Annotated in this window: 22 protein-coding genes and 1 tRNA gene; 18 read left to right on the plus strand and 5 right to left on the minus strand. The window is 73.7% G+C overall.

Annotated elements, in window-relative coordinates; translation table 11 throughout:
* The first annotated feature begins 120 nt into the window (after window positions 1–120).
* A complete protein-coding gene (locus ACZ5ID_RS19540) occupies window positions 121–1,023 on the plus strand; it encodes a phosphatase PAP2 family protein (RefSeq protein ID WP_468899337.1) in 903 nt (300 codons plus the stop codon).
* On the plus strand, window positions 1,020–1,904 hold the full coding sequence (locus tag ACZ5ID_RS19545; RefSeq protein WP_468899340.1) for a DMT family transporter: 885 nt from the start codon (window positions 1,020–1,022) through the stop codon (window positions 1,902–1,904). The genes ACZ5ID_RS19540 and ACZ5ID_RS19545 overlap by 4 nt, the downstream gene beginning before the upstream one ends.
* A gap of 61 nt (window positions 1,905–1,965) precedes the next feature.
* Here ACZ5ID_RS19545 and ACZ5ID_RS19550 read toward each other — a convergent pair whose 3' ends face one another.
* Entirely contained in the window at window positions 1,966–4,596 is a 2,631-nt protein-coding gene (locus tag ACZ5ID_RS19550; RefSeq protein WP_468899342.1) for a glycoside hydrolase family 31 protein, read from the minus strand.
* Window positions 4,597–4,921: 325 nt separating this feature from the next.
* Here ACZ5ID_RS19550 and ACZ5ID_RS19555 point away from each other — a divergent pair, with 325 nt between their 5' ends.
* From ACZ5ID_RS19555 to ACZ5ID_RS19565, 3 genes are all read left to right on the plus strand, one after another.
* Window positions 4,922–5,932 carry an SPFH domain-containing protein gene (locus tag ACZ5ID_RS19555; RefSeq protein WP_468899345.1) on the plus strand — a complete coding sequence of 337 codons (1,011 nt, stop codon included), beginning with the start codon at window positions 4,922–4,924 and terminating at the stop codon, window positions 5,930–5,932.
* On the plus strand, window positions 5,929–6,822 hold the full coding sequence (locus tag ACZ5ID_RS19560) for a hypothetical protein (protein WP_468899347.1): 894 nt from the start codon (window positions 5,929–5,931) through the stop codon (window positions 6,820–6,822). The genes ACZ5ID_RS19555 and ACZ5ID_RS19560 overlap by 4 nt, the downstream gene beginning before the upstream one ends.
* A 250-nt stretch (window positions 6,823–7,072) precedes the next feature.
* The gene (locus ACZ5ID_RS19565) at window positions 7,073–7,834 is read left to right on the plus strand and encodes an AfsR/SARP family transcriptional regulator (RefSeq protein ID WP_468899350.1); all 762 of its coding nucleotides are present in this window, start codon (window positions 7,073–7,075) and stop codon (window positions 7,832–7,834) included.
* Window positions 7,835–7,886: 52 nt separating this feature from the next.
* Here ACZ5ID_RS19565 and ACZ5ID_RS19570 read toward each other — a convergent pair whose 3' ends face one another.
* Complete coding sequence (locus ACZ5ID_RS19570; protein ID WP_468899352.1) at window positions 7,887–8,810, minus strand: phosphatidylglycerol lysyltransferase domain-containing protein; 924 nt, start codon at window positions 8,808–8,810, stop codon at window positions 7,887–7,889.
* Between the two features lie 132 nt (window positions 8,811–8,942).
* Window positions 8,943–9,614 carry a GDSL-type esterase/lipase family protein gene (locus tag ACZ5ID_RS19575; RefSeq protein ID WP_468899354.1) on the minus strand — a complete coding sequence of 224 codons (672 nt, stop codon included), beginning with the start codon at window positions 9,612–9,614 and terminating at the stop codon, window positions 8,943–8,945.
* 233 nt (window positions 9,615–9,847) lie between these two features.
* Here ACZ5ID_RS19575 and ACZ5ID_RS19580 point away from each other — a divergent pair.
* Window positions 9,848–9,942, plus strand: a tRNA-Pro gene (locus ACZ5ID_RS19580).
* 283 nt (window positions 9,943–10,225) lie between these two features.
* Here ACZ5ID_RS19580 and ACZ5ID_RS19585 read toward each other — a convergent pair.
* Window positions 10,226–11,485 (minus strand): MFS transporter, encoded by a 1,260-nt coding sequence (locus tag ACZ5ID_RS19585; RefSeq protein WP_468899356.1) that lies wholly within the window; start codon window positions 11,483–11,485, stop codon window positions 10,226–10,228.
* Between the two features lie 54 nt (window positions 11,486–11,539).
* Here ACZ5ID_RS19585 and ACZ5ID_RS19590 point away from each other — a divergent pair, with 54 nt between their 5' ends.
* Together ACZ5ID_RS19590 and ACZ5ID_RS19595 are read left to right on the plus strand one after the other, a co-directional pair.
* Complete coding sequence (locus ACZ5ID_RS19590) at window positions 11,540–12,349, plus strand: AraC family transcriptional regulator (protein WP_468899358.1); 810 nt, start codon at window positions 11,540–11,542, stop codon at window positions 12,347–12,349.
* Window positions 12,350–12,591: 242 nt separating this feature from the next.
* The gene (locus ACZ5ID_RS19595) at window positions 12,592–13,764 is read left to right on the plus strand and encodes a nitric oxide synthase oxygenase (RefSeq protein ID WP_468899461.1); all 1,173 of its coding nucleotides are present in this window, start codon (window positions 12,592–12,594) and stop codon (window positions 13,762–13,764) included.
* A 364-nt stretch (window positions 13,765–14,128) separates the two neighbouring features.
* Here ACZ5ID_RS19595 and ACZ5ID_RS19600 read toward each other — a convergent pair whose 3' ends face one another.
* Window positions 14,129–14,563 carry a MarR family winged helix-turn-helix transcriptional regulator gene (locus ACZ5ID_RS19600; protein WP_406556714.1) on the minus strand — a complete coding sequence of 145 codons (435 nt, stop codon included), beginning with the start codon at window positions 14,561–14,563 and terminating at the stop codon, window positions 14,129–14,131.
* Between the two features lie 174 nt (window positions 14,564–14,737).
* On the opposite strand from ACZ5ID_RS19600, the gene ACZ5ID_RS19605 reads away from it, so the two are divergent.
* The 10 genes from ACZ5ID_RS19605 (at window position 14,738) to ACZ5ID_RS19650 (ending at window position 24,571) form a co-directional block, all read left to right on the plus strand.
* On the plus strand, window positions 14,738–16,018 hold the full coding sequence (locus ACZ5ID_RS19605; protein ID WP_468899361.1) for a Glu/Leu/Phe/Val dehydrogenase dimerization domain-containing protein: 1,281 nt from the start codon (window positions 14,738–14,740) through the stop codon (window positions 16,016–16,018).
* On the plus strand, window positions 16,015–17,484 hold the full coding sequence (locus ACZ5ID_RS19610; RefSeq protein ID WP_468899363.1) for a class-II fumarase/aspartase family protein: 1,470 nt from the start codon (window positions 16,015–16,017) through the stop codon (window positions 17,482–17,484). Before ACZ5ID_RS19605 ends, ACZ5ID_RS19610 begins: the two co-directional genes overlap by 4 nt.
* Complete coding sequence (locus ACZ5ID_RS19615) at window positions 17,481–18,098, plus strand: MPN domain-containing protein (RefSeq protein ID WP_468899365.1); 618 nt, start codon at window positions 17,481–17,483, stop codon at window positions 18,096–18,098. Before ACZ5ID_RS19610 ends, ACZ5ID_RS19615 begins: the two co-directional genes overlap by 4 nt.
* Before the next feature lie 68 nt (window positions 18,099–18,166).
* Entirely contained in the window at window positions 18,167–18,853 is a 687-nt protein-coding gene (locus ACZ5ID_RS19620; protein WP_468899367.1) for an FmdE family protein, read from the plus strand.
* 44 nt (window positions 18,854–18,897) lie between these two features.
* Window positions 18,898–19,755: an NAD(P)H-binding protein gene (locus ACZ5ID_RS19625; protein ID WP_468899370.1), complete on the plus strand. Its 858-nt coding sequence runs from the start codon at window positions 18,898–18,900 to the stop codon at window positions 19,753–19,755.
* 4 nt (window positions 19,756–19,759) lie between these two features.
* Window positions 19,760–20,641 (plus strand): inositol monophosphatase family protein, encoded by an 882-nt coding sequence (locus ACZ5ID_RS19630; RefSeq protein ID WP_468899373.1) that lies wholly within the window; start codon window positions 19,760–19,762, stop codon window positions 20,639–20,641.
* Window positions 20,642–20,853: 212 nt separating this feature from the next.
* Window positions 20,854–21,951, plus strand: a complete 1,098-nt coding sequence (locus tag ACZ5ID_RS19635; protein ID WP_468899376.1) for a phenazine biosynthesis protein — start codon at window positions 20,854–20,856, stop codon at window positions 21,949–21,951.
* Window positions 21,951–23,327, plus strand: coding sequence for an aldehyde dehydrogenase family protein (locus ACZ5ID_RS19640; protein WP_468899378.1), 1,377 nt, complete (start codon window positions 21,951–21,953; stop codon window positions 23,325–23,327). The genes ACZ5ID_RS19635 and ACZ5ID_RS19640 overlap by 1 nt, the downstream gene beginning before the upstream one ends.
* A gap of 94 nt (window positions 23,328–23,421) precedes the next feature.
* Complete coding sequence (locus ACZ5ID_RS19645) at window positions 23,422–24,147, plus strand: SDR family NAD(P)-dependent oxidoreductase (RefSeq protein ID WP_468899381.1); 726 nt, start codon at window positions 23,422–23,424, stop codon at window positions 24,145–24,147.
* Between the two features lie 61 nt (window positions 24,148–24,208).
* A complete protein-coding gene (locus ACZ5ID_RS19650) occupies window positions 24,209–24,571 on the plus strand; it encodes an ArsR/SmtB family transcription factor (protein ID WP_406554948.1) in 363 nt (120 codons plus the stop codon).
* Window positions 24,572–24,610: the final 39 nt, after the last annotated feature.

The raw sequence follows: 24,610 nt of genomic DNA on the forward strand, positions 1-24,610 counted from the left end.
CCCGCCCCGTCCGAGACGCAAACGTATCGAGACGTTTGCGTCTCGATGAAATCCGATCTAGCCTTCCTACGTTTGCTTGTCCGATTTCTTCTCGAATTCTCGTCTCAGAGGGGCCGGAGAATGACTGCCGGTATACGTCCAGGGACCCGGCGTCCCACCGGACCGGAGACGACCGGTACCCCCCGGCCGCCCCTGGTACGCGAGCTGCTGCTCGTGACCGCGCTCTTCCTCGTGTACAAGTTCGGCCGCCGGCTGGCCAACGGACACGAGACGCGCGCCTTCCACAACGCCGACCGCGTCTGGGACTGGGAGCGCGCGCTCCATCTGCCCGGCGAGGGCGCGGTGCAGCGTCTGCTGCTCCACGACGACACCGTGATCCACGTCGCCAACACCTTCTACGCCACCGTCCACTTCCCCGCGACGGTCGCCTTCCTGGTCTGGCTGTACCTCCGCCGCCCCGCCCACTACCTCTGGTCCCGCCGGGTCCTGGCGCTGGTGACCACGGCCGCGCTCGCCCTGCACATCCTGCTGCCGCTGGCGCCGCCACGGATGCTGGCGTCGGCCGGGCTGGTCGACACCGCGCAGGTGTACGGGCCGTCGGTGTACGCGGCGACGCCGGACACCGACACCATGGCCAACCAGTTCGCGGCGATGCCGTCACTGCACTTCGGCTGGGCGCTGATGGTGGCGATCGGACTGATCGCCGCGACCCGCGGCCGGTGGCGGTGGCTGTGGCTGCTGCACCCGGCGCTCACGCTGCTGGTGATCGTCGGCACCGCCAACCACTACTGGCTGGACGCGCTCGTCGCGACCGCGCTGCTCGGCGCCGCCCTGTACCTGGTGCCGCGCCCGGCGCCGGTCCGCGGTGGACGCACCGTCGCCGGACAGGTGCGCCGCACCCCCGCGCCCCGGCCCGCCGTGGCCCCCCAGACCGCCCGTGCCCCGGAATCTGCCCTGACCTCCGGGCGCACGGGCACCCCTGAGCCCGCCGACGAGCCCGTGCTCGCGGAGGCGCTGCGATGAACGGGTCCGCGGTCCTCGCCGTCCTGCTCTCGCTCGCCTCGGCCGCCGGGTACGCCCTCGCCGCCGTCGCCCAGTCCCGGCTGGCCTCCACCGACGGGGGCGGCGGACTGGCCGCGCTGCTCGCCCGCCCCCAGTGGTGGTCGGCCGTCGGACTCAACGCGGCGGGCGCGCTGATGCACGTCGCCGCGCTCCACTACGGCCCGCTCACCCTCGTCCAGCCGCTGGGCGCGCTCACGCTCGTCGCCGCGCTGCCCATCGGCGCGTACTACCAGCGGCGCCGGGTCACCCGGCGCGAGTGGCGGGGCGCCGCCTGGACGCTGGTCGGGCTGGCCGGACTGATCGCGGTGACCGGGCCCGCCGCGCCCGGGGACGCGCTGAGTCTGCGGGAGGCGCTCGCCGTCGCGGCGGCCACCGCGCTCCTGATCGCGGCGGCCTCCCGGGCCGGGGAGGGCCACGGCCGTGTCGGCCTCGGCCACGCCACCGCCTCCGGTGTCGCCTCCGGTGTGGGCTCCGCGCTCACCCAGACCGTCACCGCCTCGCTCGCCCGCGAGCTGCCGGGCGGCCCGCTCGCCTGGTGGCAGACGGCTCTGCTGGCCGTGCTGGTGGCGGCGTTCGCGGTGGGCGGGCTGCTGCTCTCGCAGTCCGCGTTCCGGGGCGGCCTCGCGGCGCCGCTCGCCGTGGTGAACCTCGCCAACCCGGCGGCTGCCGCCGTGATCGGGGTGGCGCTGCTGGGCGAGCGGTTCCACGGCGGCCCGCTCGGCTGGCTCACGGCCGCGGTGGCGGCGGCGGTCGCCGCCCGCGGCGTGCTGATGCTGACCGGCGCCGAGCCCCCGCAGGTCCCGGCCCCGCGCGCCCCGGAACCGGCGCGCGTACCGGTCTGAGAGCAGGGACGGACAGCGGGGCCGCACCGGGAACTCCGGTGCGGCCCCGCTGTCCATGGGGTCAGACGAGGGTGACCGTGAAGCCGTGCGCGGTCGGGACGGAGGCCGTTTTCACCTCCGTCACACCGGTCCGGGCGTCGTAGAACCACCCCGATCCGGCCGCCGACAGCTCCTGCGCGGAGCCGTGGCGGCGCAGCCGCTCACCGCCCAGGGCGACGGCGCCGGGCGCGGACTTCGTGTGCACCGTAAAGCGGTACGCGCGCGCCGAGGGCTTGCCCGTGTACGTGCCCACGCTGGGGCCGACCTCGATGACCGAGGCACGGCCCGCCGAGTGCACCTGGACCTTCTGGGTGGCGGACGCGCCCTGGGCGAACCGCCGGGTCACGCCGTCGTCCTCGTACAGCGTGTACGAGGACTTCCCCGCCCGCGGGTAGATGTCGTAGTCCAGCTCGCTCTTGTCCCGGGTCTGCCAGGACAGCGTGCCCTTGGGCCACATCGGCACGATGGAGCCGCCCTTCACGAACAGCGGCAGGGTGTCGAGGGGTGCCTTGTAGCCGTTGACCGTGGTCGGGCCCTGATAGGTCTTCCCCGTCCAGTAGTCCGTCCACGTTCCCTTCGGCAGATAGATCCCGTCGCGTACCTCCGTGTCGCTGTAGACCGGGGCGACCAGGAAGTCCGGGCCCGCCAGGAACTCGTACTCGGCGTTCGCCCCGAGCGTGTCCGGGTCGTCCGGGTACTCCAGGGAGAGCGGCCGGACCGCGCCGACACCGGTCTTCGTCGCCTCCTGGGAGAGCCCGTACATGTACGGGATGAGCCGCTCCTTGAGCTGGAGGTACTTGCGGTTGATGGAGGTGTACGGCTCGCCGTCGAGCCAGGGCTGCTGGTCGTGCGGCTGGTGCGTGGTGAGGTCGCTGGACCAGCCGTCCATGGTCATGATCGCGGGCAGGAACGCCTTCCACTGGAGGTCGCGGGCGTACATCTTCGGGTCGTGGGCGTAGATGCTGCCCACGTCACCGGTGTTGTAGGCGATTCCCGAGAGGGTGGCGCCCGCATAGGTGGGGATCTGCCAGCGGATGTAGTCCCAGCTCAGCTTCTGGTCGCCGCTCCACAGGACGCCGCAGCGCTGGGCGCCCGCCCAGGAGACCGGCAGCCAGACGAAGCCGCGGGCGTCGCTGTTGTCCTCGATACCGGCCTTCGCCCGGTCGCAGGCGTTCAGGGCGAAGCCGTAGCCGTTGCCGACCCAGGCGACGTCGAGTTTGGCGACCCGCTGGCCCGCCTTGACCTGCTCGGCGAGCTTGTCGAGGCCGTCCTGTGTCCACAGGCCCAGCTGGGCGTTCCTGGCGTTGAGGCCCTGCCCGGTCTCGGCGAGGTTCTCGTAGCCGCAGCCGTAGCCGTCGTTGACGAGCATCCACCCCAGCGGCATCCGGTTCGCCACATAGCCGTCGGCCACCTTGAGCGCGTCCAGGGTGTGCCGCTCGCCCCGGTTGGCGTTGTGCAGATAGCAGTCGGAGTCACCGGGTTCGAGCCCGTACACCGGGGGCATGAACGGCTTGCCCACCAGGGAGGTGTACTTGCCGATCACGGACTTCACGTCACCGGTGAAGTAGTAGGCGTCCAGGCGCCGTTCCTGCTGGCCGGTGCGGACGTGGGGGCCGAAGTCGTAGACGCCCGGGGTGAAGGTGTTGCGGAAGACGCCGTAGCCGGCCGAGGAGATGTAGAACGGCTGGGAGTTGTTGTAGCCGCCCTCGTTCCAGTTGGTGTTGTTGCCGACGTTCATCACCTGGTCGCGGTGGGAGAAGCTGCCGTTCTGCTCGCCGCCGCCGAAGAACTGCTCGTCCGCGCCGCGCGCCAGGCTCTGGCGCAGCCCGCCGGTGGTCCAGCGCAGCGGGTCGGCCTCCTGCCAGATCGGGGTGCGGTTGTCGGCCTTGTAGAGGGCGAACCGCAGGGGCTTCTTGTAGACGCGCAGAACGGTGTCCTGGGCGCGGACGCCGTAGTAGGCCCCCGCGTCGAAGGAGCTGGTGGCCCGGCGCGGCCGGGGCTGGTGCTGGATCATGCGGCTGCCGGGCGGGTCGGCGAGGACGCCGTCGGGTGACGCCTGGAGCCGCAGGGTGTCGTCCTCGAAGAACTCGGCCCGGGCCTTGAGCGCGCCCGCCGCGATCTCGTACGTACCGTGTCCGCCGGTGAAGCCGGTGAGGTTCCCGGCGTCGCTGGCCTCGGGCAGATAGGCCTTGCCCGTGAAGGAGTTGTCGTGCACGTCGTAGGGGACGACGACCACGTGGTACGTACCGGACGCCTTGGGGATGACCGTCGCCTCGGGGTCGGCGGTCCCGGCGCTCTCGGCGACCTTCCGGCCCGCCGAGTCGTAGACGTAGAGGTCGAAGTCGTCGGTGGGTTTCTCCCACTGGACGGAGACGGGGACCCCGCCCTCGGGGTTGTCGTCCCACTCGCCCGCCGGCGGGTTCACCGTCAGGTCGAAGCGGGCACAGACGGCGTTCGCCGGATCCTCGGCGGGGGTGCCGCACTTGTCGGGCGAGCCGACCGTGCCCTTGGGGTAGACCGGGCTCTGCCAGGTGACGCTCGGGGAGGCGCCGTCGAGCGTGCCCGAGGGCGGGGCGGCGTCGGCCGCCGAGGCAGCCGGGACCGTGAGCGCGGTGAGGGAGAGCGCGGTCGCCGCGAGCACGGCGGCGGCCACTCTCCCTCGGCGGTGTCGAAGATTCCGCAAGGAGTGTTCTCCGTTCGTACCGAGCCGCTTCGGAGCCGCGTCCGGGGTGTCTGCGGGCTGCCGCCGAAGCCGCTGTCGAACAACAAGGGGTGCGGTGCGTGCGCGTTCATGCTTGGAACAGTGCGGTTTCGAGCATCAAGATTCATGACGCGGCCGGTACATGTCAACGGCTTCGCGGATACCGGACGGGTAAAGCCCGGTCGCCGGATTCTCGCCGGGTTCTTATTTCGTCACCTTGACGATATAAAGGAGACCCAATATCGTCGCTGTGACGAAAACGAGGAGGTCTCCCGCCATGGCCGACATCAACCGCAGACTGGGCCTGCGCCATCTGCGCTCCGCCCCCACCTCCCACATCCGCCACCACCAGCGCGGCCGGCTCGTCCACGACGGGCCCGGACTCAGCTTCTGGTTCCGGCCGCTGAGCGCCGCGCTCTCCGAAGTCCCGGTCGACGACCGCGAGTTGGCGATGGCCTTCCACGCCCGCACCTCGGACTTCCAGGACGTCACCGTGCAGGCCACCGTCACCTACCGGATCAGCGACCCGGCCGTGGCCGCCGCCCGGCTCGACTTCTCGGTCGACCCGGACAGCGGTGTCTGGCGCGGCGCCCCGCTGGAGCAGCTGTCCACGCTGCTCACCGAGACCGCCCAGCAGCACGCCCTCGACGTCCTCGCCCGCACCCCGCTGGCGGCGGCCCTCGTCGACGGGGTCGCCTCGGTGCGCGGGCGGATCGCGGACGGTCTTGCGGCCGAGCCCCGGCTGCCCGCCACCGGGATCGAGGTGGTGGCCGTGCGCGTCGTCGCCATCCGCCCGGAGCCGGAGGTGGAGCGGGCGCTGCGCACCCCGGCCCGCGAGCAGATCCAGCAGGAGGCCGACCGGGCGACGTACGAGCGGCGGGCCGTGGCCGTCGAACGTGAGCGCGCGATCGCGGAGAACGAGCTCGCCAGCAGGATCGAACTCGCGCGCAGGGAGGAGCAGTTGGTCGAGCAGCGCGGCACCAACGCCCGCCGCGAGGCCGAGGAGGAGGCCGCCGCCGACGGGGTACGCGCCGAGGCCGAGGCCGCCCGTACGGTCCGGCTCGCCCGCGCCGAGGCCGAAGCCGCCCGCACGACCGGTGAGGCGCGCGCCCAGGCGCAGGCCGCCTGGCTGCGGGCGCACACCGACACCGACACGGCGACGCTCCACGCGCTCACCGCGACCCGGCTGGCCGAGAACCTGCCCCGGATCGACAGCCTCACCCTCTCCCCCGACGTGCTCACCGGCCTGCTCGCCAAGCTGGGCCGCCCGGGCGGTGAGGAGCGGTGAGCCTCGCGCCGCGCGCGGTACTGGTCCACCGCACCACGGAGTACGAGGAGTTGCTCGCCCGGCACGGCACCCACGGGCAGGCCGCCTTCTTCCTCGCCTCGCGCGGGCGCTCCCTCGACGAGGTGGCCGAGCGCCACCACCGCGTCCACCGGGCGCTCACCGAGGTGGCGGCGGCGGTGCCGCTGCGGTGGCGCCGGTCGCGGGTGGAGCGCGCCGATCTGGCCCGGTTCCTGTTCGCTCCGGAGGACGTGGTCGTGGTGGTCGGGCAGGACGGGCTGGTCGCCAACGCCGCCAAGTACCTCTCGGGCCAGCCTGTGGTCGGCATCGACACCGACCCGGGCCGCAACCCGGGCGTCCTGGTCCGCCACCGCCCGTCCGACGCGGGGAAGTTGCTGGCGTCGGCGGCGACGAGCCGCGCCGACGAGCTCACCATGGTGGAGGCGGTGGCGGACGACACCCAGCGGCTGCTCGCGCTGAACGAGATCTATCTGGGCCCGCCGGGCCACCAGACCGCCCGTTACCGCCTGGGTCCCGACGACCCGGCCGCCGCGCCCGAACCGCAGGCCTCCTCCGGTCTGCTGGTGGGCACCGGGACCGGGGCCACGGGCTGGCTGCGCTCGCTCTGGCAGCAGCGCGGCAGCCGGCTCGCGCTGCCCGGTCCCGCCGATCCCCGGCTCGTCTGGTTCGTCCGGGAGGCATGGCCCTCTCCCACGACCGGGACGAGTCGGGTGGAGGGGGTGCTGGAGGGCGCGGAGCGCCTGCGGGTCACCGTCGAGTCGGACCGCTTGGTGGTCTTCGGCGACGGAATCGAGTCGGACGCCCTGGAGTTGACGTGGGGTCAGATGGTGCGGGTGGGGCGGTCCGACACGGCGCTGCGGCTCGTCGGATGAGGCGCGCCGGGCGGTGCGCACGCCTGTGCGTGAGCCCCTCACAGCGGGTCACTCGTCCCGCTATTGCGTTGACCCTGCCAGAAGCGACAAATACTCTTCGTCCATGTTCGTTACGGGGTAAGGTCACCGCTTTTCGCAGCGGAGATCCACGGTCCACCGGCGCTGCCGGAAGATCCCTTCAGGCGTCGGCGGAGTCAGCTGAGTCAGCTCAGTCATGGGATTCCAGCACGAAGCACGGGGGAAGCACACGGTGAAAGTTCGTCTGCTCGGATCATTGGAAATAACCGACGGTCATCTCACGTTCCGTATTCCCGGCGAGAAGTTACGGGCGATCGTGGCGGCCCTCGCCCTGTCGCCGGGCCGGCCGGTCTCACGGCACGATCTCATCGACGAGTTGTGGGGAGAGGAACTCCCCCGCAACGCCGAGAACTCTCTCCAGGGCCATGTCGCCCGCCTGCGCCGCATCATCGAGTCCCGCACCGGGCGCGACGGGCCGCGCGGGCTCATCCAGACATCAGGGTTCGGCTACGCGCTGTCGCTGCCGGAACGGGACGTCGACGCCTCGCTGTTCACCGCCCTGGTGCGGCAGGCGACCGCCGCACGGCGGGCCTCTCCCGAACGAGTGGTCAAGCTCCTCACCGAGGCCCTGGCCCTGTGGCGCGGGCCCGCGCTCCTCGACACCGGCCAGGGCATGATCAGCCGGCTCGCCTACACCCGGCTCACCGAGGTGCGGCTGATGGCGTACGAGCACCTCTTCGACGCCGAGCTCGACCTCGGCGGGCACCGCGAGGCGATCACCGAACTCCAGCAACTGCACGCCCAGTACCCGCTGCGCGAACGGTTCTGCGAGCAGCTCATCACCGCGCTCTACCGCTCGGGGCGCCAGGCCGAGGCGCTCGACGCCTACCACCGCACCCGCCAGCGGCTCTCGCACAGCCTCGGACTGGAGCCGGGCGACGCGCTGCGCGCCCGCTTCCAGGACATCCTGCGCAGGGAGCCGGCCGCCCTCTGAGTCCGCGGCGGCCGTCAGGGCGAGGGGCAGGCCTCACGGCGCGGAGCGGGCCTCACGGCGAAGGGGCGGGCTTCAGCAGGTGCCCCAGCGCCCCGCCGGCCGCCCGGCCCTGCCAGGCCAGATAGCCGGGCTCCACCAGATGCGGATCCCAGATCCGCTGCTGGGCGAGGCGCCGGGCCGCCGCGTCGCGCCACGCCCCGCGCCCGGCGGCCAGCCGCAGCAGCCGCGCCGCCACGGTGCTCGCGGTCCCCAGCTCGTACTGCGCGCAGAGCCCGGCGAACGCGGTGAAGCCGAGGTGCAGCCACTGCGCCCCCTCGGCGGTGAAGGCCCGTACGGCCGCCAGGCCGACCGCCTCCAGGGCGCCCTTCGGCGCGTCCGGCGCCCGGTGCGCGGTGTGGCGCAGCCAGCCCGGCCGGGAGCCGAAGACCGGCAGATAGGCGACGGACGCGACGGCCTCGCCCCCGATCCGCCCGGCGAACGCCCGCCGTCCGTCGCCCGCCCCGACCGGCCCGGCCGCAATGTCCTCGCACGCCACTTCGGCCGCCTCGACCCCCGCCAGCCACGCCCGGGTGACGGCGAGGCGCAGCTCGGCCGGGCGCGGGCCGCCGAGGCGGAATTCGGGAAGGTAGAGCGCGTAGGACGACCCTGCCTGGTTCACCGTGAAGCCGCAGCGCGCGAAGAGCGCGGCCTCGGGGCGCCGGAGCCGCGAGGCCACGATTCTCCGGCGGTGTTGCGCGGCGAATTCGGTGAAAGCGCGCAGCAGTGGTTCCCGGCCGTCGTGGGGTGCGATCACTCCGGCGCTCTGGTGCAGATGGCCGCCGGTATCCCGATAGGGGATCACTCCGTGCCGGCCCGCCACGGTGAAGTACTCCCCTCCCCCGCGCATCGCGAGAAACGCGCCGGGATTGTCGCCGTAGGCACGTAAGGCTCCCAAAAGCGTGTCGCCGCCGTCCACGGCACAGGTATCGATACTCATGACATTCCCCCCTGTCATGAGCATCGTCGCAGCCGTGGGCCCCAATTCCCTGACGCGCGCGTCTCAGTCGGGTCTCGACGTCCTCTCAGCGGGCGGTCCGGGACGGCGCGGGCGGCCGGGGCGTGTCGCGCCCTAGGGCGTCGGACGGGACGCCAGGGTCCGCACCACCGCCGCCGCGGCCACCGCGTGCCCCAGGCTGTTCAGCCGGCCCGGCTGCGGACCCCACAGCGTCCGGGGATCGGCGTCCCGCTGCCGCATGAGGTCGATGTGCAGGGCTCCATGACGGAGCGTCACGGCCGTCAGCCGTTCCACCAGGAGACGCTGGCGGTTGCGCACCCGGTCGCGGTGGGCCGGGGCCACCTGGCCGGAGGCGGACCAGTCGAACGGGCTGACCACCACGGTGTGGCGGCAGCCCGTCTCCTTCAACGAGGCGACGATCCGGCCGAGTTCGCTCTCCACCGCGTCCGCGTCGAACCGGCGCGCCCGCACATCGGGGCCACCGCAGGCGATCAGGGCGAGGTCGGCCCGGAAGGCGAGCGCCTGGCCCAGCTGGCGCGAGCGCACCTCGGCGAGGACGAGCTCACGCCGGCCCTGTACGAGCAGACAGGCGAGGCCGGGGCGGGCCTCGCGCAGCGCCCGGGCCACCCGGTCGGGCCAGACCCGCGGCCGGTATCCGGGGACCGCGGCGGCCCGGGCGAGCCGGCCCTCCTGCGCGCTGAGCACCACCGCGCGCCGCCACGGGAACCCGCCGAGCAGCGTCCGGGCCTCGCCCTGGCGCAGACAGCGCGGATCGTCGTCCTCCATCGCACGGCCCAGCCTTTCACTCGCCCCCGCCGCCCCGTCGTAGTGACCGGGGCGCCGCCCGTCAACAGTGCCTGGAGCGGGGCCGGTCGCGCCGGACCGGATCGGGCCACTCCGCCGCCCGCCGTCCCGTCGCCCCGCGGCCGGTGCCGTACGCCGGGCGGTGAGACACGCGTCTCAGCACCGTCTCAGCGCGGTCTCAGCGACCCCGGCGAGGATCCATCCGTACGAGGACGGGAGAGGTACCCGAAGGGGTCCAACGGGGGTTGCGGGCACGCGCCGGACCGGGCGCGAGCGGCCCGCGCAGGTTCGAACCCTGCCCTCTCCGCCACAGCACTGCTGCGCCGGGTGCGCCGAGGTGTCCGTCGACGAGTCCGTCTCCCCCGTACGTCCCGCCGGTGGCCGGTCCGGCCACCGGAACGCGGGCGCGGGAGACGGCTCATGAGGTCGCGCGACGGATCGCGGGGGCCGGTACGCCCGTCGAGCCGGCTGTGACAGAGCGGCCGGGCCGTGCCCAGCAGCTCGCCCGCACCACGGGCGGGCCGGGCGGCCCGGCCGTTCTGGTGTGCGGAGGCGGGGCGACGGCCCGTCCGCCCGCACACCGGTCCGGACCGCTACCCACCGGACGGGGTCCCGTGCGCGCTCCCGGTGCCCGCCGCGTACCCCGGCATCCCCTCCGGCTCGGGCAGCGTGCGCGCCAGCCACCGGGCGAGGGCGCACAGCGCGATCAGCGGGGCGAGGGCCACCCCGAGCCCGGCCGTCTCCCCCAGGGCGCCGATCCCCGGCGCGACCGCTCCCCCGACGCTCACCGCGAGGCCCAGCGTGACCCCGCTCGCCGTGCCGACCCGGCTCGGCAGGAAGTCCTGCCCGAGGGTGACCTGGAGGGAGAACGGCACATAGAGCACGGCCGCCGCCAGCGCGACGAACACGAAGAGCGCGGGGCCGGGCACCAGGACCACACCCGCGACCGCCGGGACCGAGGCGGCGTACGCGGTCCGCACGGTACGGACCCGGCCCCGGCGCGCCGCGAGCCGTCCCCCGGCGACGGTCCCGGCGGCGCCGCCCGCGAACAGAGTGAACAGCGCGGCCGACCCGGTCGCGGGGCCGCCCCCGACGCGCTCCTGGGCGTAGAGGCCGATGAAGGCGCTCAGGCCGACGAAGACCACCGAGCGGCACACCACGATCGCCGAGAGCCGCAGGAACGCCGGCCAGTCGTCCGGCGCGGCGGGGCGGGCGGCGCCCGCGCGCCCGGGCGCCGCCCTGTGCGCGAGCACCCGCACCGCCGGCGCCGTGCACACCACCCCGGCCACCGCGGGCACCACCAGCCAAGGCGTCGCCCCGAGTCCCCCGGCGGTGAGCACCGGCCCGACCACGACGGGCGCGAGGGCGAAGCCGAGGGTGCCGCCCAGCGAGTACCACCCCATGGCGACATGGCTGCCGCGACCGGCGGCGCGGGCCAGCCGCGCGGACTCCGGGTGGTAGGCGGCGACGCCGGTCCCGGCGAGGGCGACGGCGAGCCAGGTGAGCGCGTAGGAGTGGCCGAGGCCGGACAGCGCCAGGCCCACGCCCGCGCAGAGGCTGCTGAGCGGGATCAGCCACGGCATCGTCCGGCGGTCGGTGAGCGCCCCGAACAGGGGCTGCACGACGGAGGAGAGCAGGGTCGCGGCGAGCACGATGCCGGAGACGGCGGTATAGCCGTAGCCCCGCCCGGCGACCAGGAAGGGAACGAGTGCGGGCACCGCCCCCTGGGAGAAGTCGACCGTGGCGTGACCGAGGGCCAGCACGGCAACGGCGGACGGCTTTCTGGTGGGTTTGGTGGGCTTGGTGGGTTTGGCGGGGCCAGTAGGACTGGTGGGGCGCGCTGTCGTCGTCACCCCCCGATCCTGCGGGCGCGGCCGGTCGGCGGGCTTCCGATAAAGTGCCGAGCTGTGCCGATATTCCGCCATGGGCCGCCGCACATCCCCACCACGACCCGGCACCTCGCACCGGGCACCGGGGTGCGGGCGCACCGCCACGAGGTGCACCAGGTCGTCTACGCGGGCCGGGGCGTCCTGTCGGTGAGGACGGACGCGGGCACCTGGGTGGCCCCGGCCACCCGGGCGATCTGGGTGCCGGCCGGGACCTCGCACGAACACCGGGCGTACGGCGAGACCGCTCTGCACACCGTCGGCGTTCCGGTCGACCGCGATCCGCTGGGGCTCGCCCGGCCCGCGGTCCTGGCGGTGGGGCCGCTGCTGCGCGAGCTGATCATCGCGTACAGCTCGCCGGAACCGAAGGGGACGCCGGAGGCCGACCGGATGCTGGCGGTCGTCCTGGACCGGTTGCGGCACGCGCCGGAGCAGCCGCTGCACCTGCCCGCGCCCCGCGATCCCCGGCTCGCGGCGCTCTGCGCGATCCTGGACGAGGACCCGGCCGACCCCCGGACGCTGGGCGAGCTCGGCGCGGCGGTGGGGGCGAGCGCCCGCACCCTGGCCCGGCTGTTCCGCGCCGAGGCGGGCATGACCTTTCCGCAGTGGCGCACCCAACTGCGGCTCCACCACGCGCTGGTGCTGCTCGCCGGGGACGCCACGGTGACCTCGGTGGCCCGCCGCTGCGGCTGGTCCTCGACCAGCGCGTTCATCGACGTGTACCGCCGGGCGTTCGGGCACACGCCGGGGGCGCGGCGGGCCGCGGCGGGGGCCACCGCGCCCATCGCCGATGTACCGCACAGGTTTACCCCGGACCCAACGGCCGTTTGACGCCGAGCACATGGGGGCCTTGCCATCATGGGCTCAGGGGGGCGGGGACGGGGGGCGGCGGGGGCCGGGAGTCACGGGGGTGCTCCCGGCCCCCCGCACTTGACCCTTCACCCGATCGAAAACGGTCATCGCACGATCCGAACACGCCATTGCCCATCACTGCTCCGCAACGGCCATCCGCCGTCGCCGGATCGCGGGCATCATCGGCCCACCGACCGTCGTTGGGCCCGGAGGTGCGCGTGATACGGAAATTCCTCGCCAGGCCGAGGCGCCCCGCGAGCGGCGGCCCGAGCCCGGCCGGGGCGACGCTATGGGAGGAGGCCGCCGAGTTCGTCCGGCTGCATCACGCGGAGGAGCCCGCGCCCGGCGGGCCGGAGCGCCGGCTCGCGGAGATACGCGACGAGATCCGGGCCACCGCGACCTACCGGCACACCATCGAGGAGCTGGAGTTCGGCGCCCGGGTGGCCTGGCGCAACAGCAACCGCTGCATAGGCCGCCTCTACTGGCGTTCGCTGCGGGTGCGCGATTTGCGCCACCTCACCGACGCCGAGCCCATCGCCGAGGCCTGCGCCGAACATCTGCGCCTGGCCACCAACGGCGGTCGCATCCGGCCCCTGATCACGGTGTTCGCCCCGGAGGCACCGGGCCGTCCGGCGCCGCGCATCTGGAACGAGCAGCTCATCCGGTACGCGGGCTACCGCGCCGCCGACGGCCGCGTCCTGGGCGACCCGCGCAACGCCGGGCTCACGGAGCTGGCCCTGCGGCTCGGCTGGCCGGGCGGCCCGCGCACCGCCTTCGACGTACTGCCGCTGGTCGTCGAGGGCGTCGACGACAAGCCCCGTACCTTCGAACTGCCCGCCGACGCGGTCCTCGAAGTGCCCCTCGACCACCCCGAGGACGACTGGGGCCGCGCGTGGGGGCTGCGCTGGCACGCCGTACCCGCGATCTCGGGGATGTGTCTGGAGATCGGCGGCATCCACTATCCGGCGGCGCCGTTCAACGGCTGGTACATGGGGACGGAGATCGGCGCCCGCAACCTCGCCGACACCGACCGCTACGACCTGCTGCCGCGGGTGGCCGAACGGCTCGGTCTGGACACCGCCGACGACCGCTCGCTGTGGAAGGACCGCGCCCTGGTCGAGCTCAACCGGGCCGTGCTGCACTCCTTCGACCGGGCCGGGGTGACCATGGCCGACCACCACACCGAGTCCCGGCGCTTCGTACGCCATCTGGAGCGCGAGGAGCACAAGGGGCGGCCGGTGCCCGCCGACTGGTCCTGGATCGTGCCGCCGATGTCCGGCGCGACCACCGAGGTCTTCCACCGCACCTACGACACGGCCCAGCTGCGGCCGGGTTTCGCGCATCATCCGGAGGCGGCTGCCCGGGCCCGCGGCGAATCGATTCGGCGCATGTAGTGACGTGCGTCCCGGCCATCGGCGAGGGGCGTGCGTAGGGGGCGGCGGGGCCGCGGGCGTACCGCTGCCTCCCCCGGGGAACTGAGATGCTCTGGTACTTCCGTCTGCCGGTGCCGTCCGGCCGTCGGCCCGAACCCCTTGATGTGGGCGACCGCGCCGGACCCCTCAGGGGGCGGGTCCGCTCCGGGCGCCGTGCGTGGGCGCCGGACGTGCGGTCCGTAGGGCGGACGGCATGACGAGGAGACCATTGCCAGACTGGCGTAATTGCACAAGATGCGCAAGAGTGACGCACCGCAATGGTCTGATGAGCAGTCAAGTCAAGCTGGACGCACGGGAGTCACGAAGATCCGCGGCGCCGCAGCCGCTACAGGGCCGCCGAGTCGTCCGCGACCGCGAGCCGTTGCAGTAGCTCACGCAGCACATCGCGCTCCGCCGTCGACAGGGGCTGCAGAAACGATTCGTGGACCTTGACCATCAGATCCCCGGCATCCCGCAAGCACACGGTGCCGCGGTCGGTCAGATAGAGCGCGAAGGTCCTGCGGTCGGCGCCGCGCCGGCGCTCCAGGAGGTCCTTGCGCTCCAGGTCGTCGACGAGCCCGACGATCGTCGTGCGGTCGATGCGCAGGGTCTGCCCGACCATCCGCTGGTTGATCCCGGGCTCGGAGTCCACCACGTTCAGCACGCCGAACTGACGCAGCGTGATGTCCAGATGCCCCAGGGCCTGCTCGGCCTGCTCGGTGAAACGCTGACCGGCCTTGCGGAGAAGGAAGCCGTGCCAGCCCTGCAACCCAGGGAACAACGGCTGTGTCCCACTGTTCGGTTCCCTCTTCGCCACCACTTTTTCGGTTCACCCTCCAGTGGTGACGGTCCATCATGAGGGCCGCGCAACGGGCCCCTTGACTCCCCAGTCACCGGTCGGCCATGCTCCCGATCTGACAGAGCACCTGATTGTCACTGTAGCAGACAATCTATCTTGCTCAATTCGCGCGCCCTGAGCCGCGCGATCTTCATGACCTACGGGGGAACCATGGTCAGCGTCATCGAGTATGTGGATCCGGTCGAGCACTGCCCCGGCTACCTGGCGTACGACGCCACGGACTGCCGCCTCGCGGCGGGCGGGTGCCGTATGCAGGCGGGGCTCACCGCCGAAACCCTCCAGACCCTCGCGGGGCGCATGACGCTCAAGCAGCGCGTGCTCGGGGTCAACGTGGACGGTGCCAAGTGCGGTATCGCCTACGACCCGCACGGCCCGCACCGCGCGGAGGTGCTGCGCCGCTTCGTCGCCTTCCTGGCCGACGAGCTCACCACCCGCTTCAGCATGGGGTGCGACATGGGCACCCGGTTCGAGGAGCTCGACCGGATGGCCGGCGCGCTCGGCATCGGCTCCGCCAAGATCGCCGTCCGGCGGGCGCAGCGGATCACCGACAGCGAGTTCCGCGCCCGGATGGGCCTGCTCGACGCCCGGGTCGGCCTGCTCACCCTCGGCCAGCGCCGGGCGGGCCAGGCCCTCGCCCACTCCGCGCTCGCCGCGACCGCCCACACCGGCCGCCGCGACAGCCGGGTCAGCGTCGCCCTCCAGGGCTTCGGCAACCTCGGGCGGGCCGCCGCGCTCGCCCTGCTGGAGGCGGGCGTACGCATCACGGTCGTCGCCGACGAGTACGGCTGCGCGGTCGACCCGCGCGGCCTGGACATCGCGCGGATGCTCACCCTCGACCAGCGCCGTCCGGTCCAGAGCCTGCTGGCCGAGCCGATGCGGCTGCCCCGCGAGGCCCTGTTCGAGCTGCCCGCCGACGTGCTGGTCCTCGCGGGCGGCGAGGACGCGGTCACGGCCGAGCGCGCGGCGGTGCTGCCGGTGCCGATCGTCGCGGTGGGCGCCAACTGCGGGCTGAGCGCCACCGCCGAGCGGCTGCTCCTGGACCGCGGTGTAGTGGTCGTCCCCGACTTCATCGGCGGGATCGGCGGCTCGGCGTCGATGGAGGCGCTCTTCGGACCCGCCGCCACACCGACGGCGCCCGAGGTGCTCGACACCATCGGCGCGATGATGCGCGAGCTCGTCGGGGACATCCTCTGCGGAGCGCGCGACCGGCGGGTGAGTCCCCGCCAGGTGGCGGCCGGCATCGCCGCGTCGGCGATCGTCTCGCCCGGCGAGAAGCCGTACGGCGCAAGTCCCTACCGCCCGGTCCGCCCCGCACCCCGGGGCAGCCGCGGGCGTTCCGTCCGTACCCCGCAGAAGTCCGAGAGGCGACCGTCATGACCACCGCACCCTCGCCCGAGACCCCGGCCACCCGCCCGGCCCCCGCCCCGGAGGCCACCGGTTGCGCCCACTTACGCGGCCACATCACCGACTCGCGCTTCTACGGGCACCGGTACAGCACCCAGGCCAGCCACCGCATCTTCTGTGACCGATGTCGTTACCAACGATGGCTCGACGTCGAGGCGGCGCTCGCCCTGAGCCAGGGCGAGCTGGGCATCATCCCGGCGGCGGCTGCCCGCATGATCGCGGAGGCCGCCGACGTGGACCGGCTCGACCTGCCCGCGATCCAGGCCGAGATCCGCCGCACCAGCCACTCCCTCGTCGGTTTCCTGCGCGTCTTCCAGGCCTCCTGCGAGGGCGGCGCCGGTGAGTACGTGCACTACGGCGCCACCACCCAGGACATCCAGGACACCGCACAGGTCCTGGAGATGCGGGACGTCCTGGACGAGATGGAGAGGCTGCTGCGGGGGCTGGCCGAGCGGCTCGCCGAGCTGGCCGAGGCCAACGGCGCGACCGTGGCCCTGGGCCGCACCCACGCCCAGCCCGCCCTGCCGATGGGATTCGGGATCAAGATCGCCAGCTGGCTGGACGAGATCGTCCGGCATCTGGAGCGCGTCGAGCAGCTGCGGCCCCGGGTGCTGGCCGCCCAGCTCTTCGGCGGCGTCGGCACCATGGCCGGCTTCGGCGAGCAGGCGCTGCCGCTCCTGGAGGCGTTCGCCGCCCGTCTGGGTCTCACGGCGCCGGCCGTCGGCTGGCACGTGTCGCGGGACCGGGTGGTGGAGTTCGTGTCCACGCTGGCGATGGTGGCGGGGACGATGGGCCGGATCGGGGACGAGGTGCGCGTCCTGTCCCGGCCGGAGTTCGGCGAGCTGGAGATCGGCTGGCGGCACGGCCAGGTCGGCAGCAGCACCATGCCGCACAAGCGCAACCCGGAGGCGTGCGAGCAGGCCGTCGTGATGGCCCGGCTCACGGCCGCCCAGATGGCCAACGCGCTGGCCTGCATGGGCGGCGACCACGAGCGCGACTCGCGGTCGCTGCGCATCGAATGGGCCTGCGTGCCCGACGCCTCGCACTACGCCCTGTCCGCGTGCGAGATCGTCACCCACCTCGTGGGCGGCCTCGCGGTGCGCCCCGAGCGGCTGCGGACCAACGTCGCGGCGGTCGCCGAGCAGATCGCCACCGAGAAGCTGATGCTCGCCCTCGGCAAGCACATCGGGAAGCAGACCGCCCACGAGTACGTGTACGAACTCGTCCAGGCGGCGCGGGAGAACGGCACCTCCATGCGCGAGGTGACCGGCCGCGACGGGCTGGCGGGCGCGCCGCTGGACGCCGCCGCCCTGGACGAGATCTTCGACCCGGCGACCTATCTGGGCCAGTCGGTGGCCCTGACCGACCGGGCGGTGGCGGGGGCCCGCGAGGCCCTGGCCCGGCCCGCGCGGCACACCGAGGGCGGCGACGCGCGGTGAGCGCCGCGCTCGCGCCCGCCGAGTCGGACACCGGGGAGATATCCCGGGCCCGCGAGATCGTCTTTCCGCGTCCCCTCTACTCCAGCCTGGTGGCCCACGCCGTACGGAAGTTCACCGGCCACTACCTGGCGGGCGAGACCGAGGAGCGCAAGGCGTTCGGGATGCTCGCGGGCCGCCCGGTGCCGGGCGGCATCCAGGTCGGCTCGGTCTTCCCGCTCATCGTCAACATGCGCCACGACAGCGGGCACCGGGCCCGGATGGACGAGGTGGTCGAGGAGCACGCCATCCCGTCCGAGACCCCGATGGAGCAGCGCGGCTGGATCGCCGATCCGCGCGAGCTGATGGCCATCGACGACGCCTGTGACGACGCCGGCTGGGTGCTGTTCGGCAACTACCACACCCATCGGGTGCCCTGGCCGCACGACCCGCTGCGGGACACCTGCACGCGTCTGGACCGGGTGCTGGCCGCCGAGTCGGGCCAGTGGACGTTCATCCTGTCCGTCGTCGATCTGCACCGCCCCCTCCTGCGGGCGTTCTTCGAGGGCGACAACGACCGCGAGGCGACCGTCCGCATCGTCCCGCCGCTGCCCGGCATGCGCGCGGCCGGGGCCTGAACCGGCCCGGCTCCCGCGCGCCGTACCGCTCGTCCGTATCCCATCCGTACATCCGTAAAGAGGTCGTCATGGATCGCACCCAGGCATACAACGACGTCATCCGCTTCCACGGCCACGAGTGCCCCGGCGCCGCCTTCGGCGTCCGTGTCGCGGAGGCCGCGCTCGCCGCCCTCGACCTGAAGGAGCCGGGCACGCCCCTGGTCCTGGTCTCCGAGACCGACGCGTGTGCGGTCGACGCGCTCCAGGTGCTCACGGGCTGTACGTACGGCAAGCGCAACCTGGTCCACCAGGACACCGGCCGCAACGTCTTCACGCTCTGGGAGCGGGACGGCTCGCAGGGGGTCCGGATACGGGCGAAGGCGGGCAGCGTCGTCTTCCGTACCGAGGAGATCTGGGCGCTGGCGGGCCGGATCGACGACGGCACCGCGACCCCGGAGGACGAGGCCGCCTTCGCCCGGCTCCAGGGCGAGCGGATCGCGCGGCTGCTGAGCGTGCCGGACGAGGAGATCCTCGCGGTGGAGAAGGCCGAGGCCCCGGCGCCGGGCGTCAAGCATCTGGCCCGTACCGACCTGTGCGTCGACTGCGGTGAGCCCACCAGTGTGGAGACGCTGCACGACCACCGGGGCCGCATGGTCTGCCCGGCCTGCCATCTGGCCGCGCACGGCGGGGTGCTGCCCGAGGGCCACGGCGACCACGGGCACCACCCGCAGAGCCACCAGCACCGCCACGGCCACCAGCACGAGCACAAGCACTGACCGATGTCGACCGAGCGCGTACGTACGGAAGGGGCCCAGGGGCCGTGACAGTGTTCGTGATCGGCGCGGCGGGCGGACTCGGGCAACTGGTGGTCCGTGCGCTGCGGGAGCGTGAGGTGGAGGTGACCGTCCTGGCCCGGGACCCCGAGCGGGTCCAGGCCGGGGCGGGCGTGCGGGTGGCGGCCGGGGACCTCTCGGACCCGGCCCGGGTCAGGGCGGCGGCCGAGGGCTGCGCGAGCCTGTTCCTCTCGGCCGCCTGCGATGTCGAGTGCCAGAGCGCCGCGGTGGACGTGGCCGCCGACGTCGGCGCGCGGCTGGTGAAGATGTCGCCGTGGCAGGCGGCGGTACGGGAGGACAGCCCCGCGCCCGGGGCCCGCCACCACTGGATCACCGAGCGGTATCTGGCCAAGCGGGACCTGCCGTACACGATCCTGTCCCCCAACTACCCGATGCAGGAGCTGATCCGGCACTACGCGCCCGAGGTACGGCGGCGCGGGGTGCTGGTGGACCCGGCGGGCGGGCGCGGGGTCAGCGTCGTCGACGAGCACGACGTGGCGGAGGCGGCGGCCCGGGTACTGACCGAGCCGGGGCACGAGGGCCGCACCTACGCCCTCACCGGCCCGGCCGCGCCCACCTTCGCCCAGCTCGCGGAGGTACTGGCCGGGCTGCTGTCGGCGCCGGTCTCGGCGCGGGAGCTCGCCGGGGCGGAGCTCGCGGCCTGGCTGGCCCGGGAGCACCGGCCGTGGGAGGCCGAACTGGACGCGCTCTTCGGGCAGTTCCGCGAGGGCGCGGGCGAGCCGGTGACCGATGACGTGCGCCGGGTCACCGGGCACGAGCCGCGTCCCGTCGCGGACTTCCTCAAGGCCCACCTCCAGCACTTCCTGCCGGACCCGGAGGACTGAGCCCATGCCCGTGACCCCGCGCACCGCCGAACGGACGGTCGTCGCCGACGACTTCCTCGCCGCGGGCTTCGCCGCCCGTTCCGCGGTGGCGGCCGGACGGCTGCTCCTCGATCTGCGGATGCAGCACGAGGACGGTCTCGCCCCCGGGGGCGCCAAGATGGCGCAGCTCGGCCGCACCTGGTCCGGGCTGCTGCTGCGCAACCGGATCCGCGCCCGCTACCCGCGCGACGGGATCCTCACCGGACCGGCCGACCGGGCGCCGGAGACCCTGCGCAGACGCCGGGTGTGGCTGGTCGAGCCGCTGGACTCGCCCGAGGGGTACCACGCCGACGGCGATCCGCACTGGTCGGTGCAGCTCGCGCTCTGGGAGCGCGAGCGGGGCGTGGTGGCCGCGGCCGTCGCGGTCCCCGCGCTGTGCGAGGTGGTGTGCACGGCGGACCGGGACGCGGGGTGGCGCCGGGCCCGGCCGGTGCCCCGGCAGCGGCCCAGGGTGGTGGTCGACACCCGCGACCCGGCGGCGTTCGCCCGTACGGTGGTGCGCCAGACCGGGGCCGAGCTGGTGCCGATGGGCTCGTCCGGCGCCAAGATCCTGGCGGTGGTCCAGGGCGAGGCCGATGCCTACATCCACTCCGCGGGCGCCTGGGAGTGGGGCGACGAGGCGCTGTTCCGGGTGGCGCGGGCGGCCGGGCTCCAGGTGAGCCGGCTGTACGCGCCGGTGGAGGGGCGGTCCGGTCCGGTGGACCCGGGCCGCCGCGCGCCCCTGGCGGTGCTCTGCCGTCCGGGGCTCACCCGGGCGCTCCTGACCGCCTTCGCGGTCCACGGCATCCGGCCGGCCGGGCCGCTGCCCGCGCCCCGGGCCCGCCCGGGGTCACCGGCCGCGGGGTGAGGCCGGGGGGTCGGGCCCGGCCCCCCGGCCGATCAGGGCGTCGCGTCCGCGCGGCCGACTCCCCACCGGCGGCGCGGGTCTTGACGCCCCTTCCCGCGCTCAACATACTGCCAACAATCAGGACCTCTGACAATCAGTCACCTGTTCTACGCCCGCCGCGTGTCGAGACGCCGGGTCGCCGATCCCTCCAGAACGGACAGGACCGAACCGAGATGGCCGACGACTTCACTGCCGTGTTCGAGCCCCCACTTGACCAGTTGCCCGACATCGACGACCTCGTCCGCGCGACCATGGAGTGGCACTTCTCCCCGCTGACCGGCAGCCCGTACTGGGTCGAGCGCGCCAAGGACTTCTCCTTCGACCCGCGCGCCGACGTCCAAAGCCTGGCGGATCTGCGGCTGTTCGCGGACGTGCCGGTCGACTGGAGCCGCATACCCGCCGACCAGCTGGTGCCGCGCGGCAGCGCGCCGGGCACGCGGTACGGGATCTACGAGTCGGGCGGGGCCACCGGCGCCCCCAAGCGGATCGTGGACGCCACCTCGCGGCGCCGCAACGTCCAGTGGCAGAGCCGGATGCTCGACGAGCAGGGGTTCCCCTCCGGCGAGGGCAACTGGCTGCACATCGGCCCCACCGGCCCCCATGTCATGGCCAAGAACATCGGCACCCTCTCCGAACTGCGCGGCATGCTCTGCTACTTCGTCGACCTCGACCCCCGCTGGGTCCGGCGCTGTGTCAGCGAGGGGCGGCAAACCGAGTTCCGCCGCTATGTCGACCACATCCTCGACCAGGTCAGGGACGTCCTGCGCACCCAGGACATCCGGGGCATCTCCACCACCCCGCGCATCCTGGAATCCATCGGCGCCCGCGAGGACGTCCACGCCCTGCTGCGCGACAGCGTGCGCGGCATCATCTGGGGCGGCACCAGCATGGACGGCGAGACCCTGCGCCTGCTGGACGAGGAGATGTTCCCGCGGGCCAGGCTGGCCGGCGCGTACGGCAACACCATGATGGGCGTCGCCCCGCAGCGCACCCCGCGCCCCGGCGACGCGGCGCCGTGCGTCTTCCGCCCCTTCTATCCGTACACCGTCGTCGAACTCGTCGACCCCGAACGGCCCGACCGGATCGTCTCCGACGACGAGGACGGCCGCGTCGTCATCACCGTGCTGACCCGGGACTACTTCACCCCGCCGACCCTGGAGCGGGACCTGGCGACCCGCCGCGCCTCGGCCGACGGCTTCCCCGGCATCGAGCTCTCCGGGGTCCGCCCGTACGAGTCGGCGGGCACCTCCGTGGTCGAAGGGGTGTACTGATGGACGGGGCCAAGGACCTGCACGAGATCCCGCTGATCCGGGCGGGCCTGCCCCGGCAGTCGGCCGAGCGCGCCGAACTCGCTGGCGTCGACGGCACCCCGCTGGCGCTGGTCCACCTCGCCCCGCCGCTGCTCGCGCGACTCACCGTCGCGGACGCGCGGGCCGGGGCCGAGCGGACGCCGGAGCCCGAGCGCATCGCGGCGGCGGGCGAGCTCTTCGCGACCGCGACCCTGGGCGGACTGACGCCGCGGGCCTACTGCGAACTCCAGTCCCGGGTCGCGGGGGTGCCCATCGCGGTGGCCCGGCACTCGCTGAACGATGTCGCCGAGACGTTCGGAAACGTGGGCGCGAAGTTCCTCGCCGAACGCCCGGCCGGCGTCCCGGCCGCGCCCGTCCCGGGCGAGATCTCCACCGTCTGGACGCGGCGCGGCGACGTCCTCGCCGTGATCGCGCCCAGCAACAACCCCGGCACCCACACCCAGTGGCTCACCGCGCTGGCCTGCGGGTACCGGCTGGCGGTGCGGCCGGGGACGCGCGATCCGTTCACTCCGGCCCGGATGATCGCCGCGCTGCTGGACGCGGGCGTCGCCCCGCACTACCTCTCCCTGCTGCCCGGCAGCCACGCCACCGGGGACGCGCTGGTGGAGGCGGCCGATCTGAGCCTGGTCTTCGGCGGGGACGCGGCGGCCCGGCGCTACGGCGGCGACCGCCGGGTCATCCTGCGCGGGCCGGGCCGCTCCAAGCTGCTGCACACCGGCGAGATCACCGAGCAGACGGTCGACGTGATCTGCCGTTCGGTGGGCTACGACGCGGGGATGCGCTGCACCAACGCGACGGCCGTGTTCACCGAAGCCGATCCCGCGGCGCTGGCCGCGGCCGTGGCCGAGCGGCTCGCCCGGCTGACTCCGGCGCCGCCCCAGTCGCCCGAGGCACAGGTCCCGGTGCTGCCGCTCGCCGAGGCACGGGCGCTGCGCGAACATCTGACGGGGCGGCTGGAGGGAGCGGTGGACGTGGCCGCGCCGCTCTATCCCGAGGGGCCGGTGGCGGACCTCGGGGACGGGTCGGCCGCGCTGCGTCCCGCCGTCCTGCTCTGCGACCGCTCCGACCATCCCGGCGCCCGGGTCGAGCTCTCGTTCCCGTGCGTGTGGATCCTGCCGTGGCGGCGCGAGGAGGGGTTCGGCCCGCTGCGGGACACCCTCGCCCTCACCATCCTCGGCGGCGACGAGCCGCTGGCGCGCGAGGCGCTGCGGGAGCGGTCGATCCGCAAGGTCCTGCTGGGTCCCATCCCCACGTACCAGGCGGGCCCGACCAGTCCGCACGACGGCTATCTGAGCCACGACCTGATGGAGGCCCGGGCCTTCGGCACCTCGGCCTGAGACACGGCCCGCGAGCCGCCCACGCGACCCCGCCCGACCCCGCCCGACCCCGCCCCGCCCGACCTCGCTGCAACGACCCCTGGAGTGTGTGGAGATGACTCGAACCGTCCTGGTGACCGGCGGTGGCACCGGCATCGGCAAGGCGATAGCCGCGGCCTTCCTCACCGACGGCGACCACGTCGTCATCAGTGGCCGCCGCGAGGACGTGCTGCTGCGGGCCGCCGAGGAGCTCGACGGCCGGGTGACGGCGCTGCCCTGCGACGTCACCGACCCCGAGCAGCTGGAGGGCTTCCGCGAGCGGCTGCCGGACGTGCTGCACGTCCTCGTCAACAACGCGGGCGGCAACCGGGAGTTCGACGCCCCGCCACCGGGTGATCTGCGGGCCCTGGCCGAACGCTGGCGGGCCAACCTGGAGGCGAACCTGCTGGGCGCCGTGCTGACCACGGCCGCCGTGGACAAGCAGCTCGTCTCCGGGGGCGCCGTGGTCAACATCAGCTCCTTCGCGGCCGACCGGGGCGCGGGCTCGTACGGCGCGGCCAAGGCGGCCATGAACAGCTGGAACATCTTCGCCGCCCGCCAGCTCGGGCCGCGCGGGGTGACCTGCAACGTGGTGGCGCCGGGCTACGTCGACAAGACGGAGTTCTTCCGCGACCGCCGCTCGGAGCAGTTCCACGAGGCCCGGGTGGCCGAGACGATGCTCGGCCGGGCCGGACAGCCCGAGGACATGGCGGCCGTCGTACGGTTCCTCGCCTCGCCCGCCGCGCGGCACATCACCGGGCAGGTCGTCCGGGTCGACGGCGGCGTGATCCCGACCCGTTGAGGGGCGGTCCGGTGCGGTCCGGCCACCCGGCGGGCCCGTACCGGACCTCTACGATGTGCACATGAGCGCGAGCAAGCACCTGTCAGATGCGCACTCCCCGCACCCGCGCACCACTGGCGAGGACGAGCGCCTGGACGTGGCGGTCGCCGTACTGACGCTGCTCGCGGACCGCACCCGGCTCGCCCTGCTCAAGGAGCTCGGCAAGGGCGAGGCGGATGTCACCACCCTCACCGAGGCCTGCGGGGCGGCCCGCCCCTCGGTCAGCCAGCACCTGGCCAAACTGCGCCTGGCCGGTCTGGTGGCGACCCGCAAGGACGGCCGCCGAGTGGTCTACTCGCTGCGCCACGGCCATCTGCGCCGGCTGGTCGACGAGGCCGTGAACGTGGCCGACCACCAGCTCGGCGCCCTCCCCCCGCACGACTGACCCGCCCGGCACCCCTGCCTCACAAGCGGACACCCAAAG

The organism is Streptomyces sp. NPDC031670 (assembly GCF_055580545.1).